This is a genomic window from Bradyrhizobium sp. G127, from assembly GCF_021502575.1.
GTDB lineage: Bacteria > Pseudomonadota > Alphaproteobacteria > Rhizobiales > Xanthobacteraceae > Afipia.
In genome coordinates this window covers 1,528,946-1,546,900 of the sequence record NZ_JAKFGN010000002.1, presented here as the reverse complement: position 1 = coordinate 1,546,900, position 17,955 = coordinate 1,528,946, and the positions used below count along the sequence as shown (strand labels likewise).

The 17,955-nt window shown below is 61.2% G+C and carries 14 protein-coding genes and 1 tRNA gene; 7 read left to right on the top strand and 8 right to left on the bottom strand.

Annotation, left to right across the window (positions count from 1 at the left end; all coding sequences use genetic code 11):
• The first annotated feature begins 296 nt into the window (after positions 1 to 296).
• Entirely contained in the window at positions 297 to 1,142 is an 846-nt protein-coding gene (locus tag LVY71_RS19425; RefSeq protein WP_235101463.1) for a DUF1194 domain-containing protein, read from the top strand.
• Here LVY71_RS19425 and LVY71_RS19420 read toward each other — a convergent pair whose 3' ends face one another.
• The 7 genes from LVY71_RS19420 to LVY71_RS19390 all read right to left on the bottom strand — a co-directional run bounded on the left by LVY71_RS19420 (position 1,143) and on the right by LVY71_RS19390 (position 7,638).
• Positions 1,143 to 2,381, bottom strand: a complete 1,239-nt coding sequence (locus LVY71_RS19420) for a class I SAM-dependent RNA methyltransferase (protein ID WP_235101462.1) — start codon at positions 2,379 to 2,381, stop codon at positions 1,143 to 1,145. It lies immediately after the preceding gene.
• Positions 2,381 to 3,112, bottom strand: a complete 732-nt coding sequence (locus LVY71_RS19415) for a TlyA family RNA methyltransferase (protein ID WP_235101461.1) — start codon at positions 3,110 to 3,112, stop codon at positions 2,381 to 2,383. Before LVY71_RS19415 ends, LVY71_RS19420 begins: the two co-directional genes overlap by 1 nt.
• Positions 3,113 to 3,236: 124 nt before the next feature.
• Positions 3,237 to 5,159, bottom strand: coding sequence for a 1-deoxy-D-xylulose-5-phosphate synthase (dxs, locus tag LVY71_RS19410; protein ID WP_235101460.1), 1,923 nt, complete (start codon positions 5,157 to 5,159; stop codon positions 3,237 to 3,239).
• Between the two features lie 167 nt (positions 5,160 to 5,326).
• Positions 5,327 to 5,527, bottom strand: a complete 201-nt coding sequence (locus LVY71_RS19405) for a hypothetical protein (protein ID WP_235101459.1) — start codon at positions 5,525 to 5,527, stop codon at positions 5,327 to 5,329.
• Positions 5,528 to 5,536: 9 nt separating this feature from the next.
• Complete coding sequence (locus tag LVY71_RS19400) at positions 5,537 to 5,788, bottom strand: exodeoxyribonuclease VII small subunit (protein WP_235101458.1); 252 nt, start codon at positions 5,786 to 5,788, stop codon at positions 5,537 to 5,539.
• A 108-nt stretch (positions 5,789 to 5,896) separates the two neighbouring features.
• Entirely contained in the window at positions 5,897 to 6,826 is a 930-nt protein-coding gene (locus LVY71_RS19395; RefSeq protein ID WP_235101457.1) for a histone deacetylase family protein, read from the bottom strand.
• A 47-nt stretch (positions 6,827 to 6,873) separates the two neighbouring features.
• On the bottom strand, positions 6,874 to 7,638 hold the full coding sequence (locus LVY71_RS19390; protein WP_235101456.1) for a crotonase/enoyl-CoA hydratase family protein: 765 nt from the start codon (positions 7,636 to 7,638) through the stop codon (positions 6,874 to 6,876).
• 136 nt (positions 7,639 to 7,774) lie between these two features.
• Here LVY71_RS19390 and LVY71_RS19385 point away from each other — a divergent pair, with 136 nt between their 5' ends.
• Positions 7,775 to 8,722 carry a ring-cleaving dioxygenase gene (locus tag LVY71_RS19385; RefSeq protein WP_235101455.1) on the top strand — a complete coding sequence of 316 codons (948 nt, stop codon included), beginning with the start codon at positions 7,775 to 7,777 and terminating at the stop codon, positions 8,720 to 8,722.
• A gap of 151 nt (positions 8,723 to 8,873) precedes the next feature.
• Positions 8,874 to 9,122, top strand: coding sequence for a hypothetical protein (locus LVY71_RS19380; RefSeq protein ID WP_235101454.1), 249 nt, complete (start codon positions 8,874 to 8,876; stop codon positions 9,120 to 9,122).
• Positions 9,123 to 9,199: 77 nt separating this feature from the next.
• Here LVY71_RS19380 and LVY71_RS19375 read toward each other — a convergent pair whose 3' ends face one another.
• A complete protein-coding gene (locus LVY71_RS19375) occupies positions 9,200 to 10,984 on the bottom strand; it encodes an acyl-CoA dehydrogenase family protein (RefSeq protein ID WP_235101453.1) in 1,785 nt (594 codons plus the stop codon).
• 542 nt (positions 10,985 to 11,526) lie between these two features.
• Here LVY71_RS19375 and LVY71_RS19370 point away from each other — a divergent pair.
• From LVY71_RS19370 to LVY71_RS19355, 4 genes are all read left to right on the top strand, one after another.
• Positions 11,527 to 11,601, top strand: a tRNA-Gln gene (locus LVY71_RS19370).
• A gap of 737 nt (positions 11,602 to 12,338) precedes the next feature.
• Entirely contained in the window at positions 12,339 to 12,836 is a 498-nt protein-coding gene (locus tag LVY71_RS19365) for an RNA polymerase sigma factor (RefSeq protein WP_235101452.1), read from the top strand.
• A 101-nt stretch (positions 12,837 to 12,937) separates the two neighbouring features.
• A complete protein-coding gene (locus LVY71_RS19360; RefSeq protein WP_235101451.1) occupies positions 12,938 to 13,894 on the top strand; it encodes a FecR family protein in 957 nt (318 codons plus the stop codon).
• Between the two features lie 97 nt (positions 13,895 to 13,991).
• Positions 13,992 to 17,573, top strand: coding sequence for a TonB-dependent receptor domain-containing protein (locus LVY71_RS19355; protein WP_235101450.1), 3,582 nt, complete (start codon positions 13,992 to 13,994; stop codon positions 17,571 to 17,573).
• Positions 17,574 to 17,955 lie beyond the last annotated feature (382 nt).

Below are 17,955 nucleotides of genomic sequence, written 5' to 3'. Positions count from 1 at the left end.
CGCTTTCAGACACGGAGGGGCGATCGTCGAAATGGCTTTCGACGCATTGGCCTGCGTGACGGTGTGTGGCGATTTCCAGTCGGAGGGCCGGTCCCGGCTTTGGGAGGCAATCCGCAACTGCCAAACGTAAACAAATTCCATGAAATGTTGGTAAATGCCTCCGCAGCAGGCAACCGGCCTCAAAAAAGGCCGAGAATCCGCTTGCTGTGTACGGGACCGGGCGGAGTCACGTTTCGGCTTCCCGGGTGGGGCGGGCCGTGTCACCATTCCGGCCTGGATGACGGGAGGGGTTCGCCATGCGCTGGTGTGTCTCGATCGGAGCGGTGCTGGTGGCGGGAGTGATCGCCGGCGGCGATGTCCGCAGCATGGCGGCGCCATCCGCGCAGCCTTTGCCCATCCCCTCCGCCGCCGACGAAGCCAATCGCGTCGATGTTGAACTGATCCTGGCGGTCGACGTCTCCTATTCCATGGACATGGATGAACTGGCGCTCCAGCGCGAAGGGTACGCGGAAGCCATCACATCGAAGGAATTTCTGCAGGCGCTGAAGACCGGGCCGACCGGCAAGGTCGCGGTGACCTATTTCGAGTGGGCGGCATCGACCGACCAGAAGATCGTGATCCCGTGGCGGGTGATCGACGGTCCGGAATCCGCCGGCGCGGTGGCCGAGGAAATCCTGAAAGCGCCGCTGCGTCGCGCTTCGCGCACCTCGATCTCGGGTGCGATCAACTTCGCCATGCCGCTGTTCGATGCCAACGACTATCATGGCATTCGCCGCGTCATCGACATTTCCGGCGATGGACCGAACAACAACGGCGAGCCGGTGACCAGCGCGCGCGACGCCGCGCTGGCCCGGGGCGTGACCATCAACGGTCTGCCGATCATGTCGAAGGAAACCAACTACGCGACCATGGATATCGAGAATCTCGACATCTATTACGAGGATTGCGTGATCGGCGGCGCCGGATCGTTCGTGGTGCCGATCAAGACCAAGGAGAAGTTCAAGGAGGCGATCCGCACCAAGCTGGTGATGGAGGTCGCGCACCGCGTGCCGGAGTTGACCGTCGTGCCGGCCGCAACCCGCGAGCCGCGCGTATCCTGCACCATAGGCGAGAAAATCTGGCAGGAGCGGTGGGGGCGGTAGTCAGCGCCTGAACCTTGCCACCAGTTCCACATGCGGCGTGTGGCGGAACTGGTCCACCGGTGTGACGCCGTCGATCTTGAAACCGCCGTCGATCAGAACCCGTGCATCGCGCGCGAAGGTCGCCGTATTGCACGAGACCGCAACCACCAGCGCAATCCTGCTTGCGGCGAGTTGCTGCGACTGCGCCAGCGCGCCCTGACGCGGCGGATCGAACACCACGCAATCGTAATCGCGCAGTTCCTGCGGCATCAGCGGACGGCGGAAAAGGTCGCGCGCCTCGGCCCTGATCGGCTTCAATCCTTGCGTGAGTTTCACCGCGTTCTGCAAAGCCGTCACAGCACCTGCGTCGCTGTCGAACGCAGACACCTTGAATTTCTCCGCCAGCCGGAAGGCGAACGGTCCGAAGCCGCAGAACAGATCGGCGATGTGCTTGGCGCCCTTCGCCCGCACGAAAGCCAGCTCCGCCAGCGTTTCCTCACCCAGGGCCGTTGGCTGCATGAAGGAGCCCGGCGGCAGCGTGACCTGCGCCTTGCCGACCCGCACCACCGGCGGCTTGCGCATGATGACCAGTTCGCCATGGCGCGTCAGCCGCGCGAGATTGTGTTTCTCTGCGAGCTTCGAGAGCGATGCCAGCAGCGCGGTGCCGAGCGGGCCGGAGCCGCGCACGTCGACATCGAGGCCGTTGTCGGCCGCCGTTACCTGAATGTCGAGCGGCTTGCTGACGGGTTTCAGCAATTCCGCGATCTCGTTCGCGGCCTCGATCGCGCCGTGCATGGCGGGATCGAGGATCGGGCAGCGGTCGATGGGGATGATCTCGTGCCGACCCGCAGCCGCGAAGCCGACGCGCAGAATGCCCTGCGAGCTTTGCCGCGCATGCAGCGTCATGCGGCGGCGGCCGGTGCCGTGGGCATCGATCAGGTCGCCGACCTCGCAATCGATGCCGGCATGGTTGAGCGTCTCGATAACGAGTTGCCGCTTCCAGTTCCGGTAGGCGTCGGGCTGCCAGTGCTGGATGGCGCAGCCGCCGCAGGTGCCGAAATGCGGGCAGAACGGATCGATGCGCTCCGGACTGGCGGTGACGATATGCGCCAGCTCGCGCCGATCCGGATGGCCGGGCGAGGGGAGAACGTCGACGGTTTCGCCGCCCAGCGCATAGGGCACATAGATGTTCGCGCCGTTGACGACGGCAACGCCGTCGCCGAAATGGCCGACATGATCGATGATGAGGCGTTCGGTCATCAGCCGCGCCGCGCGCCGAGGAAGAATTCGGCATTGCCGTCGCCGCCTGCAATGGACGACGGAAACACCTTGATGTCAGTGCATCCCAGCGATTCCGCGAAAGCGGCGATGCCGTCGCAGACGGCCTTGTGCACCGCCTCGTCGCGGATGATGCCTTTTTTTGAATGCTTCCGGTCGGCTTCGAACTGCGGCTTGATCAGCGCCAGCAGGTGCATGGGTGCTGCGGCGAGCGGCAGCACCGCGGGCAGCACCAGCTTCAGCGAGATGAAGCTGACATCGATCACCACGACATCCGGCCGTATCTCAAGCCGTTTGCCGGCGAGGGAACGGATATCGGTTTCCTCCATCGAAACGATCTTCGGATTGCCGTGCAGGCTCGGATGCAACTGACCTTTTCCGACATCGATGGCGTAGACGAGGCTGGCGCCGTTGGCGAGCAATACCTCGGTGAAGCCGCCGGTGGACGCGCCGACATCGACGCAGACATGATCCTCGATCTCGACGGGATATTGCTCCAGCGCGCCCGCGAGCTTGACGCCGCCGCGCGACACCCACGGATGCGCTGGCTCGGCCGAAATCTCCGCATCGGCGGGAATGGCTTCCGACGGTTTCAGAACCGGCTTGCCGTTGGCGCTGACGCCGCCGGCCTCGATGGCGGCCTGCGCCCGGGCGCGGCTTTCGAACAGGCCGCGCTCAACCAGCAAAAGGTCCGCGCGCTTGCGTTCGGCCATGATTGTCGTTCCGATATGATGCGGTCTGCTGCATTTTCGATGTCATTGCCGGACTTGATCCGGCAATCCATCTTACAAAAGTGATGGATGCCCGGGTCAAGCCCGGGCATGACGATCTAAGAGGTTAGGCCAGCTTCACCGTTGCGGACGGCCTGTCCTTGCCGAGCGCCTCGAACACCTTGGCGACGATGCCCTTGGCGTCGAGACCCGCCTGTTCGTACATCTTTGCCGGCGAGTCATGATCGATGAACGTGTCCGGCAGCACCAGCGTGCGCACGCGCAGGCCCTTGTCGAGCGCGCCGTGGTCGGCCAGCGTTTGCAGCACATGGGTGCCGAACCCGCCGATGGAGCCTTCCTCAATGGTGATGAGAACCTCGTGCTCGCGCGCGAGTTTCAGGATCATGTCGAGATCGAGCGGCTTCATGAAGCGGGCATCGGCGACCGTCGCAGAAAGTCCCAGCGTGTCGAGTTCGTCGGCGGCCTTGAGGCATTCGCCGAGCCGTGCGCCGAACGACAGCAGCGCGACCTTCGAGCCTTCGCGCATGATGCGGCCCTTGCCGATGGGCAGCGGCACGCCGACCTCCGGCATATCGACGCCGCGGCCTTCGCCGCGCGGATAGCGCAACGCGCTCGGCGCATCGTCGATCGCAACCTGCGTTGCGACCATGTGAACGAGATCGGCTTCGTCCGCCGCCGCCATGATGACGAAGCCGGGCAGGCAGCCGAGATAGGTGTTGTCGAACGATCCCGCATGGGTCGGGCCGTCGGCACCGACGAGGCCGGCGCGGTCGATGGCGAAGCGCACGGGCAGGCGCTGGATCGCCACGTCATGCACGACCTGATCGTAGCCGCGCTGCAGGAAGGTCGAATAGATCGCGCAGAACGGCTTGAAGCCTTCGGTGGCGAGACCGGCGGCGAACGTCACCGCGTGCTGCTCGGCGATGCCGACGTCGAAGGTGCGCTCGGGAAAGACCTTCTCGAACATGTCGATGCCGGTGCCGCCCGGCATCGCCGCCGTAATGGCGACGATCTTGTCGTCCTTCTGCGCTTCCTTGATCAGGCTTTGCCCGAACACGGCGGTATAGGCCGGCGCGTTGGATTTCGCCTTGGCCTGCGCGCCGGTCGCGACATCGAACTTCACCACGCCATGATACTTGTCGGGTGAGGCTTCCGCGGGCGCGTAGCCCTTGCCCTTCTGCGTGACGACATGAATCAGAACGGGGCCGGTCGCCGCATCGCGGACATTGGTCAGCACCGGCAGCAGGTGATCGAGGTTGTGACCGTCGATCGGGCCGACGTAGAACAGGCCAAGTTCTTCGAACAGCGTGCCGCCTGTTACCATGCCGCGCGCATATTCCTCGGCGCGCAATGCCTTGTCCTCGAAGAATTTCGGCAGGTGGTGCGCGAGGTTCTTCAGCGCCTCACGCGCGGAGCCGTAGGTGTGGCTCGACAGCAGCCGCGCCAGATAGGCCGACATCGCGCCGACCGGCGGCGCAATCGACATGTCGTTGTCGTTGAGAATGACGATCAGGCGGGAGTGCATTGCGCCCGCATTGTTCATCGCCTCATAGGCCATGCCGGCGGACATCGATCCGTCGCCGATCACGGCGATCACATTGTTCTTGCCGCCGGTGAGATCGCGCGCCACCGCCATGCCGAGGCCGGCCGAGATCGAGGTCGAGGAATGCGCAGCGCCGAACGGATCGTATTCGCTCTCGGCGCGCTTGGTGAATCCAGATAGGCCGTTGCCCATGCGCAGCGTGCGGATGCGGTCGCGGCGGCCGGTGAGAATCTTGTGCGGATAGGCCTGATGGCCGACGTCCCAGATGATGCGGTCGGCCGGTGTATCGAACACGTAGTGCAGCGCGGTGGTCAGCTCGACCACGCCAAGGCCTGCGCCGAGATGACCGCCGGTCACCGACACCGCGTCGATGGTCTCCTGCCGCAATTCGTCGGCGAACTGGCGCAACTGCTCAGGCTTGAGCTTGCGCAGCAGGTCCGGAGTCGGCGCTGCGTCGAGGAGGGGCGTCTTGCTCGAATTTGACACGTCAATGTTCCGCAATGAGTTTTGGGGGCGTCCGGCCCGGCACGAAAAGCGCTCAGAAAGGTCCGAAACGGTCCCGTGGCTTATACCAATTCCAAAACAATGCCAATCCGTTAGGCGGTGGCGATAAGTCCCACGTTTTAGGCGGCAAGGGGCGGGAACCGGCCTTCTCAGCCGAAATTCCGCCGGATCACCAGCCAGCCGAAGATCACGCCGGCGGCCGCGCCGGCCATTCCCAACAGTGCGGAGGCCAGCGCGCCGCCGACATCGCGGTCGAACAGCATCGGCACGAAGAAACCGATGAGGCCGCAGAGAATGGCGAAGCCGATGACGATTCCGGTCTTTTGAACGACTTCTGAAGTCCGGCCCATCAGGAAAGATTATTGAACGTCGAGCGGCTCGGTGCCGACGGCCTGGCCGGATGCGTCGGTGGTGATCTTGTCGACGCGGGCTTCGGCCTGGCGCAGCAGTTCTTCGCAGCGCCGCTTCAGGCTTTCACCGCGCTCGTAGATCGCGACCGACTCCTCGAGCGGCACCTTGCCGTCCTCAAGACGCTTGACGATGGATTCCAGTTCTTCGATCGCGCGTTCGAAGCTCAGCTTCTTGACGTCGGCATGTGCGGTTTCAGCCATGATGCGATTCCTGAAATCTGGGGAGTGCCGCGGAATCTAGAAACGATTTGCGGGCGCAATGTGGCGGCAATGTAGCGTGATTTGCGGCGTGCTGGAAAGCGCTTGACCTTAGTTGTTCATCAGCGCCGCGACGTGAACCGCAACCGAATCCCGCAGGCCTTCCAGATCGTAACCGCCTTCCAGCACGGAGACGATCCGGCCCTGCGCGGAGGTATCGGCGATTTCCATCAGTTTGCGCGTGACCCAGGTGTAGTCTTCCTCGCGCAGTTCGAGGCCGCCGAGCGGATCGCGCCAGTGCGCATCGAATCCGGCGGAGATCACGATCAGTTCGGGCGCGAAGGCTTCCAGCCGCGGCAGGATCGCGAGATTGAACGCCTCGCGGAATTCGCGGCTGCCGTTGCCGGCGTGCAGCGGCGCGTTGACGATGGTGTCATCCTCGCCACGCTCCTGCGTGCTGCCGGTGCCCGGAAACAACGGCATCTGGTGGGTCGAGGCGTACATCACGCTCGGATCGGCCCAGAAGATTTCCTGGCTGCCATTGCCGTGGTGAACATCAAAATCGACAATCGCGGCACGCTGGATCCCGTACTTGCGCTGCGCGTAGCGTGCGGCGACCGCGACGCTGTCGAAGAAGCAGAAGCCCATCGGCTTCGACGATTCGGCATGGTGTCCCGGCGGACGGGTGCCGACGAAGGCATTGGTCTTGGTGTTGGTCATCACCGCATCGACGGCCGCGATGGCACCGCCGGTGGCGCGCAGCGCTGCTTCCAGCGTGCCGGGCGACATCGAGGTGTCGCCATCGAGATAGATCATGCCTTCCTTCGGCGCGATGTGCCGCAACTCGTCGATGTACTCGTTGCTGTGGCACAGTGCGACAACATCGAGATCGGCCATCGGCGCTTCGTGCCGGACCAGGGAATCGAACTTCTCGTGCGCGAGACCCTGCGCGATCGCGCGCAGCCGATCCGGCCGTTCGGGATGGCCGGGGGCGGTGAGATGGTTCAAGCCAGCGGAGTGATGATAATAGAGTGTCGGCATTGCAGGGGCGATCTTTCCGCGGTCGGGATGGATGGTTCAGGTGGCGATCAGGCTTTCTTCTTGCGGGCGAAAAATGCGCTGAACGCGTTGCGTGCCTCGTCGGATTTCAGGCGCTCGCCGAAATGATGCGACTCTTCGTCCATCCGGCGCAGCACGTCTTCGCGTGCGGGCTTGAGCAGCTTGCGGGTCAGCGCGACGGCATCCTTCGGCAGTGCGCCGATCTCGCGCGCGACCTTGCGCGCCTCGACTTCGGTGTGGCCCGGCGCGACCACTGCGTTGACGAAACCGGCCTCGCGCGCTTCGTCGGCGCTGACGGTGCGGCCCATCACCAGCATCGAGAATGCGCGCTGATGGCCCATGGTGCGCGGCGCAAGCAGGCTGGACGCGGCTTCCGGCACCAGTCCGAGATGGATGAACGGCGTCGAAAACGTTGCGGTCGTGCTGGCGAGCACGTAGTCGCAGTGAAACAGCATCGTGGTGCCGACGCCGACCGCAATGCCGTCCACCGCGCCGATCAGCGGCTTCTCGTTATAGGCGAGCGCTTTGAGAAACTGGGTGGCGGCGAGGGGGCGGGCATCGTCGCTGTTTGCAGTATTGGCCTTGGCGAAATCCTCAAGATCGTTGCCCGCGGTGAAGACGCCGGAGCCGCCGGAAATCACGATGCTGCGGATGTCCGGATCGGACTGCGCGGATTTGATCGCATCGGCCATGGCGATATACATGGTTTGTGTCAGCGCGTTTTTCTTGTCCGGGCGGCGCATGGTGATGATGCGCGCGGTATCTTCATCGGTGACAATTACGTGGTCGGTCATGGACGTTTCCTGAAATACGGGAGGCGCTGCAACATTGAGGTGACTGGCGCCCTTGGTGAGGTCATCCTACATCATTGGCCGGAACCGCAGGAATGGCCTTTTGGCTTCCGCCGCTCCGTTATAAAGGGATACTGCCATGCAGCTCACCGGCATCCATCATCTGACGGCGATTTCCGCGCACGCCAAGGAAAATCTGGCATTTTATACCGGCGTGTTGGGTATGCGGCTGGTCAAAAAGACCGTCAATCAGGACGACGTGAGCGCATATCATTTATTTTATGCGGACGGAAAGGCCAATCCGGGCACGGACTTGACGTTCTTCGACTGGCCGGCGGCGCGGGAACATCGCGGCACCCGCAGCGTGTCGCGGACCGGCCTGCGGGTAGGTGGGGAGAGGGCGCTCGCCTTCTGGCAGGACCGCCTGCTCAGGCTCGGCGCGCATGTCGGCAAGGTGACCGAAATAGACAGCCGGCTGACGCTGCCGTTCGAGGACCCGGAAGGCCAGCGGCTGGTGCTGGTCGATGACGGCGGCCGCGGCGAGGCGCATCCTTGGGAGAAAAGCCCGGTGCCTGCGGAGCACCAGATTCGCGGGCTCGGTCCGATCGTGCTGAACGTGCCGGATCTGGCGCGCACGGCGCAGGTGCTGGTCGATGTGATGAACATGAAGCGCGTGCGCGATTACGCGTCGCCCGACGGCGAGCATCGCATCGAAGTGTTTTCGATGGGGGAAGGCGGTCCGGCGGCGGAGTTGCACGTTCTTGAACAAAAGGATTTACCCGCGGCGCGTCAGGGGGCGGGCGGCGTGCATCACGTCGCGTTCCGCACGCCGGATGAAGCGAGCTACCACGAGTGGACCCGGCGGCTGTCGCAGTTCGGCCTTCACCACAGCGGCGAGATCGACCGCTTCTATTTCCGCAGTCTCTATTTCCGCGAGCCGAACGGCATCCTGTTCGAGATCGCGACCGACGGCCCCGGCTTCGCAACCGATGAGCCGATGGAGACGCTCGGCGAGAAGCTTGCGCTGCCGCCGTTTCTCGAACCTCGCCGCAAGGAAATCGAGGCGGGGCTGAAGCCGCTGAAATAGGCAGGCTCATCGATTGAGCTGTTTGAATGCCGCGATCTCACGGACTGTCACCTGTCCGTGACGGCGTAATACTGGCCGGCTTGATGCGAACCTAAAGGGGCGTAACGGAAGATATTCCGTCCTCCGTGCACAGAGCTAAAAGGATACGACCATGAAAGTATCAACCAGGATATTCGTATTGGCTGCGTCCGCCGCGCTTTCGATGTTTGCTGCGGCAGGTGCTCAGGCTGGAACGACGATTTCCGACCGGCGCTATTGGCCGAATGAAATCCGTTCGTCGCCTGTCGATACCGCGACGTCGCCATTCGATGCGATGGCGAGCATGAATACGACGCGTCCCGCTGGAAACGCATTCATCTATCGCGGCGGCCCCAAGACCGGGACGCTGTGCTACTACTGACGCGCCATTCGCAGTTCGCATCCAAGGCCCGATACGCGCGGTTGGCGGCGCGTATCGGGTCTTTCAATGTGTTGCGTTCAGGCCGTGAGTACCGCATCCGCGCCGGTGACCGCAGTGGCGCTGTCCATGATGGTGCGTTCGAACGCGCCGGACTGCACGGTGACGTTCTCGGCGAAAAACCGTGCCAGCGTGACGTAACGCCCGGCATCGCCCTGCACGCTGTCGTCATTGCGTGCCGCCAGCGCTTCATTCGCCAGCGAGCAGCCGCCGAGCGTGGTCGAAAACAGCCTCAAGTAAGGTGTCGCGCCCGCCAGCGCCTCGGCGGGAGAGGTTGCGATCTTTTCCAAGAGCCACTTGCTGCTGCGCTCCACCGAATCCACCGCTTCGCGAAGTTTGGCGCCGGTGGTGCCGAAGGCCGGATCGTTCGAGGCTTCGACCTTGGACACGATGGCCTTGAGCTCTGTGAGCAGGTCCCACACGGCTTCGCCGCCGCCCATCTGCAGCTTGCGCATCAGAAGATCATTGGCCTGGATGCCGTTGGTGCCTTCATAGATGGTGAGAATGCGCGCATCGCGGATGTATTGCGCCGCGCCGGTTTCTTCCATGAAGCCCATGCCGCCATGAATCTGCACGCCGATGCCGGCGACTTCATTGCTGACGTCGGTCGAGAACGCCTTCGCCATCGGCGTCAGCAACGCGCCGCGCGCGGCTGCCTTGGCTTTGACTTTCGGGTCGGTGGCACGATGCGACACGTCGATCGCCACTGCCGTGGCATAGCAGATGGTGCGTGCCGCGGCGGTGAGACCGCGCATCAGCATCAGGTTACGCTTCACATCGGGATACATGATGATCGGATCAGAGCCGTCGCCCTTGTGGCCGAGCGCCTTGCCCTGTTTGCGCTCCTGCGCATAGGCCAGCGCGCGCTGATAGGCGCGATCGGCGAGGCCGACGCCCTGCAAGCCGACGCCGAGCCGGGCCTGGTTCATCATGGTGAACATGGCCTGCATGCCGCCATTCTCCGCGCCGACCAGATAGGCCACTGCGCCGCCCTTGTCCCCCATGGTCATGGTGCAGGTCGGCGACGCGTGAATGCCGAGCTTGTGTTCGATGCCGCTGGCGTAGATGTCGTTACGCGCGCCGAGCGAACCATCGGCGTTGACAAGGTACTTCGGCGCGAGAAACAGCGAGATGCCTTTGGTGCCGGCCGGCGAACCGGGCAGGCGCGCCAGAATGAAATGAACGATGTTGTCGCTCAGGTCGTGGTCGCCATAGGTGATGAAGATCTTGGTGCCGAACAGACGGTACGTTCCATCCGGCTGCTTCTCCGCGCGCGTGCGCAGTGCGCCGACATCGGTGCCGGCCTGCGGCTCGGTGAGCTGCATGGTGCCGGGCCATTCGCCGGAGATCAGCTTTGCGAGATAGATGTTCTTCAGCTCCGCGCTGCCGTGGGCATCGAGAGCGTCGATCGCGCTTAGCGTCAGCAGCGGGCACAGGCCGAACGCCATGTTCGACGCGCTCCAGATCTCGTTGACGGCGGAATGCACCGCGAGCGGCAGGCCCTGGCCGCCGAACTCTTCCGATCCCGACACTGCGTTCCAGCCGCCGTCGCACCAGCGCTTGTAGGCGTCGGGCCAGCCCGTCGCGGTGATGACGCCCTTGTCGGTGAGCTTGATGCCTTCGCGGTCGCCGATCTGGTTCAGCGGCTCGAGCACGTCGGTCGCGAACTTGCCGGCCTCTTCGATCACCGAGGCGGAGAACTCGGCCTCGTAGCCATTATAATGTCCTGCTTCCACAGCGGCCAAAAGGCCTGCGCCGTGGTTGAGGGAGAGGAGCATGTCGGTGATCGGCGCGCGGTAAGTCATGGACGTGATCTCGCTGTTCGGGCAGAGCCTCGGCGGGCGCTTCTGTTGCAGAAAGGCCGGCTGGCCAGCCGGACGGCGCACGCAAGTCTCGTTAGAGTAAGCCGTTGTTATGAAGCGTTTTTCCTTGCGCCAGCGGCTTTTGTCGGGTCCGTCTGGCACGCCCTGTCTTCCCATGAAAAACCGCCGCCCTCAACTGGCGTGACGGCGGTTTCCGGGCGGCAGGAACCTTGTTGTCACGCAGAATAATGCCCCGTCCCTTCATCCGCGGGGATCGCGCCGGGTTCTGATTGTGCCGGGGCCCGCTTGGCGGGAAACGGGTGGCGGTTTGCCGGAAAATCTTTTGTAAATTCCGCGGTTTGGCGGTCTGTTTTCCGCGGAAAACCGGGTTTCCACTTTGCCGGAAAATGCTCTAAGACCTGCGCTGCCACAGTGAATCGGCGCGGCTCATGGCTTCCGGCCTGACATCTCGCCGTTTCTTCTTCGAATATGAGCGGCTCGCAGCGGCCGGGTCCGACCCCGCCGCGAGATACGTTCGGCGCTATTGGGGCGTCGCCAAGTGGTAAGGCAGGGGATTTTGATTCCCCCATGCGGAGGTTCGAATCCTCCCGCCCCAGCCAGCCAGTCCGGCTTTTGGAGAATATTATTTTTTTTGGTGCAGAAAGGCCCGCAAACAGAGGGCTTTCCAGGCTTCCGGGAGTCTCTACAGAGACCGGATTCGCACCACTACATTCCGAAATCGGCTCCCAGTCTCCACTCAACCATTGAAGAATTCCCGTTTTTTGGAGACTCGCGTCAGAGACTGGAGAATAAAACCACTGCGTGAGGGGGTGGCGGTCCGTTTTAGCCACCTTCGGCGGAGAGCTGCGCGTTCGTCAATCAGCCAACGGATTGGTTCGAACGACTGTGCTTCTCATGTTTCAAAAATCTTTTCATCAATCCGATTGCGATGGTCATTTCATCGCAAATCTTTTGAACATTGCTGTCTGCGACGACGTGATCTTATCGGCCAATGCTAACATCGTTTCAAGACACGCTCAGAGTGACAGGCCAACAATAGCAGGTGCTCGCCTCGGGGGCGCATTGCCCGTTTAGCCAGTTTTTGACAGTGCGCTCACCAGCGCCCCTCCACGTTGAATAACTTTATTTGCACTTGGATTTTGACCCAGCTCGCTTCTCAGAGCGTCGCGAATTGCTTTCGCATAGAAGGCGAGAACTCGGGCTCCGGAGTGAGGCTAACCTGAACTTGAGTCGCTATCTGCTAAGCTTAGAGCGAATGTAAACCGCTGATATTGCGCGGCAATCATTCCGCTTATATCGAAAGGAAGAAAAGGCGGCCCCTGACCTGGTACAGGCGATGTTGGACGTGCAGCAACTATTTCGCCGCTACAATAGCGACTTGAAGCGCTATTTGCGCCGTCGCGGCGCATCGGCGGAGACTGCCGCAGACCTCACGCAGGAGACATTCCTCCGGCTCCTTACGGCATCGCCGCTTGGTCATGTCGATAACGTGCAGGCCTATATTTTCCGCACAGCCAATAATCTCTCGATTGATCTCGCCCGGCGGCAGCGGTTACTGCCTTTTCTGGATGATGGCGAAGAAGTCCTCGATAAGTTCATGGACGAGACGCCGTCCCCTGAGCGCGTGGTCGTGTCGCGGCAGGAACTCGCGATCCTGCAAACCGCACTCAATCAGGTGCCGCAAACCCCGCGCAATGTCTTTCTGGCGCGGCTGGACGGCCGAACCTTCGAGGAGATCGGCCGCGCCGTTGGCATCCCGACACAGACCGCATTCAGCCAGATGGTCAGGGTCATGATGCATCTGAGGGCTGCGCTGGATCGTGCCCGGGAATAAATTTCCGGCCCCTTCAGAAATCTCGCACTTTAGATCGTCTCCAGATAATGAAAGCTATCTGTACAGGGCGAGCGTTGCCGCCTGTGGAAGGGGTGCGGTCTTTGGGTGATCATTCCGAGTGGACCGACGAGCCGGGAAAGGATCTGGACCCCGTATCGCGCGAGGCCGTGAGGTGGTTCGCCGCCATGCATGCGGATGATGTCACGGTATCGACCCGATCAGCATTTCGCGCATGGTTGAGGCGCGACGTTCGTCACCAGACAGCTTATGCGGATATCGAGCGCATCTGGTCGGCGGCCTCGGATTTGCCGACAGTCAAGTCACACCGCCGGGCATCGCGTCTGGTGTTGACGCGCCGTGGTCTGGGTAAGGCCGCGATTGCAGCCGCCATCGGCGGAACCGGCTGGCTTGGCTATCAGCAATACTTTATGGGCGATTATCGCACCGGCGCGGGCGAACGGCGATCCATACGGCTGCCGGACAATTCAAATGTCGAGCTGGCAGGCGCGACAGCCGTATCTCTCGATTTTCGCTCTCGACTTCGCCTCGTTACTCTGCACAAGGGCGAAGCGTTCTTCTCCACCACGCAGGATCCGGCCCGTCCTTTTGTTGTAGATGCTGGCGCAGGCCGAACCATGGCATCAGGTGCGGCTTTCAATATAGATTATGTTGCCGACGACGATGTGCATGTGACGGTGCTTGAAAACGCTGCCGACATCCGTCTCGGCATCAAGGATGTTCGTGTGGGAGCCGGGCGGCAGGTCAACTACAGCCGCAAGACCATCGGCTCTCCGAATGCCGTCGATCCAATGGAGGCGCTGGCGTGGCGTGACGGGCGTCTGGTTTTTGTCTCCGCGCCGTTCGGGCGGGTCGTCGCGTCCCTCAATCGATGGCGAAGCGGAAAGTTTGTGATCGTGAACCCGTCGCTCATGGAGCGGCCAGTAACCCTGATCGTCGATCTCAACGCCATCGAAGATGTTCCGGACGTGCTGCGGGACAGCCTGCCCATTCGCCTCGTGAGCGTCACGCCGTATGTGATGTTCATCATGGCAGCGTAGTCATGCAAAAAATGCGAGCGGCTTCATAAAACGAAGATGACACTTCGTCTGATCCAGTAGGGCAGGTCAAAGAGTATTGCCCTTTTGCTGGAGGGCGATGGTGATTTTGAACAGTTCTCAGAACGCAGTGCGGCTGGCCGTGCTGCTGGGGTCGACATCGATTGCTGGTGTTTGCCTGCAACCATCCTCAGTCGTAGCCCAAACAGTTGCGCCTGCTGGCGTGAGTCATCCTCGCACGGTCACCTTTGCTATTCCGCCGCAGCCTTTGTCGAGCGCCATCGTTGCATTTTCCCGCGCCGCAGGCGTGAGTGTTGCTTTCGATGGTGCTGTTCCGCGTGAGACAAATACAATAGGTGTTTCAGGAGCGATGACGCCCAACACCGCTCTGACTCATTTGCTGGGTGGAACCGGTCTTTCAGCGCGATTTAACAGCCCGTCGAGCATCACGCTGTATCGGCCGGGCAGCGCTGGCGCGATAGGGCCGGTACCGGATGGCACGACACTCCTCGACGCGGTGGATGTGTCTGGTGCTGGCGTCAAGCCGGAATATCAACCGTATCATACGCCGGGCGCAACCAGCTACATCTCGCAGGAAACCATTGAGCGTTTCCGTGGCGGCAGTCCGGCCGATATGTTTCGCGGCACGCCGGGGGTGATGTCGGGCGAACCGCGCAATGGTGCTGGGTCCATCGACGTCAACATCCGCGGGATGCAGGGCATGGGCCGTGTTGCCGTGACGATCGACGGCGCGGAGAATGCTCTCACCGTCTATCAAGGCTATCAGGGTGTTTCCAACCGCACCTTTGTCGATCCCGATCTGCTCGCCGGCGCCGATATTCGTAAGGGGGCGGACGCGAGTTCGCGCGGTATCGCCGGCACGGTGGCGATGCGCACGCTCGGTGCTGATGATGTAGTGAAGCCCGGTGAGAAGTGGGGCGTCTGGGTTAAAAGTGGTTTCGGCACCAACACCGCAACGCCTGTTCCTGGCGATCGCGGTGGTTATACGTGGCCGAAGCCCTATGTAAGCGATCCACAGCCTTATCCTGTGCCCACGGCTCAGGCATCAGGCCTTGAGCGGCCTGGATGGCTCAACCCGACCAGCGGCTCTTTCAGCACGGTCGCGGCAATCAAGGAAGAGAATTACGATCTGCTCTGGGGCTATGCCTTCCGAAAGCAGGGCAACTATTTCGCCGGCAAGAACGGTCCGGGCGCTCAGGTGATCGACACTGGCCCTCAGCCACTCTGTTATTCAAGCGGCACCTGCTATTATCCTCCCCACCCTATTTCATACGCCCACGTGTATCAGAATGGCGGCCTATCAAGCTACCGCGCCGGCGAGCAGGTTCTGAATACGCAACTTGAAACGGAGTCGTATCTTGCTAAGGCCACGGTGCGCGATGTCGAAATCGGGCAGAGTCTGCAGATTGGCTACAACGGCTATCGCAGCACGTCCGGCGATATGGTCGCTGCGCTTTTCGGAAGCCCTCTGAGTCAATCCTTGCAGCAGTGGCAGGAGAACTCCACAACGGTCGATACCGGAACGGCGCGCTATCGGTGGAAGCCAGAAGAAAACGGCCTCGTCGATCTCAAGGCAAATTTCTGGATGACAAGCCTCAATACACGCACGCCGCCACGCGTCAGTCTAGGTGCCGGAAGGCCGGAGAGTTACGGTCTTCCCTATGACTATCTTCCCGGCAACGACAGCACGATGTGGGGAGGCGATATCAGCAACAAATCGCACTTTGCATTGGACCGGTTCGGATCGCTGGATGTCGATTACGGCGTGTCCTACATCAACGAGGCGACAAGGCCGCTGCCATTCTCGGATCAGTTGAACCTGAACATTCCGGCCCGGAACGGCTCCCGGCAGGAAATCGGGGGATTCGGAAAAGTAGCCTATAAGCCGGTAGATTGGCTCACGCTGAACGGTGGACTGCGTTATTCACACTACTCGTCTCTCGATCGCAGCGTAATTGTCAACAATCCGCTTACTGTTAATCCGCAACCGTCGCACGAAAACAGTGGATACAGTCCGTCAGCAGGCGTCGTGCTGGAACCGGTCAAGGGCACGCAATTTTACGGGAGCTATTCCAGCGCCTTGCGCATGCCGACTCTTTTTGAGTCGGTCGCGGCATACACTTTGATTCCAAATCCCAATATCCAGCCCGAGCGCTCGAAAAATTGGGAGGCCGGCGTCAATGTGATTAGGGATGGCGTATTGTCCGCGAAGGACAAGGTCATGCTGAAGTTCGGATACTTCAACTGGGATGTGCAGGACTATGTGGCTCGGGTCGGGATTACCGGGACTGCGGTCCATCCGACATGGGGTTACACCTACACATGGAGTGGCCTCCAAGTCCGCAATATCGATCGTGCCCGCTTTGAGGGGCTGGAGTTCTCCAGCAAGTATGAGAACAACGGATTCACGGCGGAATTGGCTGCGAACTATTATCTGAATGTTGAATTTTGTCCGACCGCCAGCCTTTGTTCGGGTTCGACCTTGTCAGGCGACTACGCAACCAATCAGGTTCCGCCAAAGTATTCTGCAAATCTGACCGTCTCGCAGAAGCTGCTAAACGACGATCTAACTATCGGAGGTCGGGTGGGTTATACGGGCCCGCGCTCGATTGGTCATGGAGCAGTGCAGTACGGCGCCGCTGCAATCATCGCTCCCATCGACTGGCTGCCATACTGGATGGTCGATGCGTTCGCGGAATACAAGCTGTCGAAGGACATTACGCTTTGGGCGACCGTCGAAAACATCACCGACCAGTATTATGTCGATCCGCTCAGCCTGGTGCAGCAGCCTGGCCCCGGACGAACCGCTCGCGTCGGACTCACAGGCAAGTTCGGGGGCAGCGAGCCAGTCTCTTACGCCTCATTGGCCAATCTGTTCCGCCCGTCGCAAGGCGGCAGAAGCTGGACGGGATTCCATGCTGGCGTCAATTCGGCTTACAACTTTGCGGAGCTAAGAGGTGCATCCACCGCTCTGGATGGATCAGTGACGCGCTATTCTGCGACGGAAGCGCCCAATCAGGATATCAAGGCGCTCTCATTCGGACTTCAGGCCGGATATGATTATCAGTTCAGAAATCGTATCGTTGCCGGTATCGTTGCGCATATCGCGAGATCGGAGATTTCTGGCTCTCAGGTAACCTTCGCGAATGAAGGTTCTTCAATTTTGAGCAACTCCAACATGTTTTATGCCCGTGCATTCGAAGCTGTGCAGGAAAGCAGCATCGACTGGATCGCGACCGTGCGCGGCCGCCTTGGTTATGCTTTCAACGACCGGATGATGCTGTACGTCACGGGCGGTGCCGCGTTCATGCGGCAAAACGAGGAGCGCACGCAATATATCGGCGCAAGGTCCATTCCCGGATGTTGCTCTGCCGTAGATTCGTCAGTTGCTGCGTTTACCGAAAGTGCATCCCTGATGCGCACAGGGTACGTGCTCGGCGGCGGCGGCGAATTTGCGCTCAACGAATCTTGGTCAGTAACCGGCGAGTATTTGCTCGCCCGCTTCGACCAAGCCACATTCAGCTTCCCGGGGGCCAAGGCTGGTGCAATGATCGCCAATACCAACGGGTATTCCGTCACATCTGATACCGTGAATGGCCGCAAGCTGATCAGCAAGGTGGGTTTCCCGATGGTTAGGGTCGGCGTGAACTACAGGTTCTGACAGCCCGGAATTCTTAAGCTAACGCGCTGCGATGTTATGAGGAGGTTTGTCGGAGTGCTCGAAGCGCGCTTCAGCCGGTAAAGATATAGTCACCGAATGAAGCCGCCCTGGAGGATTCAGAGCGCAGATTCTCGGGTGATTTGTGATGATTCCGGCCGTCACAGCCAATCGCTCAAAAGGGGGTGATGGTGGCTCCGCAATCACAGCGATAACTGTCGCGCTTCAAGAAAGTACGAAGCACCAAATAACCGGGTGGCAGGCAAAAAATCAGAGGGGGCGGGCGCGTGAGCTCGCCTTCCAGCTTTTTTCAGCGAGGTGCAGACTTCCGGTTCAGCATCCGCTGTGTGTAAAGGTCTCTGGATCCGAAACTCGCGAAAAAATG

Bases quoted from the DNA above. Each gene is read 5' to 3' on its own strand.
- LVY71_RS19390 (WP_235101456.1), bottom strand. From the start codon at position 7,638: ATGACCGACCACGTAATTGTCACCGATGAAGATACCGCGCGCATCATC.
- LVY71_RS19385 (WP_235101455.1), top strand. From the start codon at position 7,775: ATGCAGCTCACCGGCATCCATCATCTGACGGCGATTTCCGCGCACGCC.
- LVY71_RS19425 (WP_235101463.1), top strand. From the start codon at position 297: ATGCGCTGGTGTGTCTCGATCGGAGCGGTGCTGGTGGCGGGAGTGATC.
- LVY71_RS19420 (WP_235101462.1), bottom strand. From the start codon at position 2,381: ATGACCGAACGCCTCATCATCGATCATGTCGGCCATTTCGGCGACGGC.
- LVY71_RS19405 (WP_235101459.1), bottom strand. From the start codon at position 5,527: ATGGGCCGGACTTCAGAAGTCGTTCAAAAGACCGGAATCGTCATCGGC.
- LVY71_RS19380 (WP_235101454.1), top strand. From the start codon at position 8,874: ATGAAAGTATCAACCAGGATATTCGTATTGGCTGCGTCCGCCGCGCTT.
- LVY71_RS19395 (WP_235101457.1), bottom strand. From the start codon at position 6,826: ATGCCGACACTCTATTATCATCACTCCGCTGGCTTGAACCATCTCACC.
- LVY71_RS19415 (WP_235101461.1), bottom strand. From the start codon at position 3,112: ATGGCCGAACGCAAGCGCGCGGACCTTTTGCTGGTTGAGCGCGGCCTG.
- LVY71_RS19400 (WP_235101458.1), bottom strand. From the start codon at position 5,788: ATGGCTGAAACCGCACATGCCGACGTCAAGAAGCTGAGCTTCGAACGC.
- LVY71_RS19365 (WP_235101452.1), top strand. From the start codon at position 12,339: ATGTTGGACGTGCAGCAACTATTTCGCCGCTACAATAGCGACTTGAAG.
- LVY71_RS19375 (WP_235101453.1), bottom strand. From the start codon at position 10,984: ATGACTTACCGCGCGCCGATCACCGACATGCTCCTCTCCCTCAACCAC.
- LVY71_RS19355 (WP_235101450.1), top strand. From the start codon at position 13,992: ATGGTGATTTTGAACAGTTCTCAGAACGCAGTGCGGCTGGCCGTGCTG.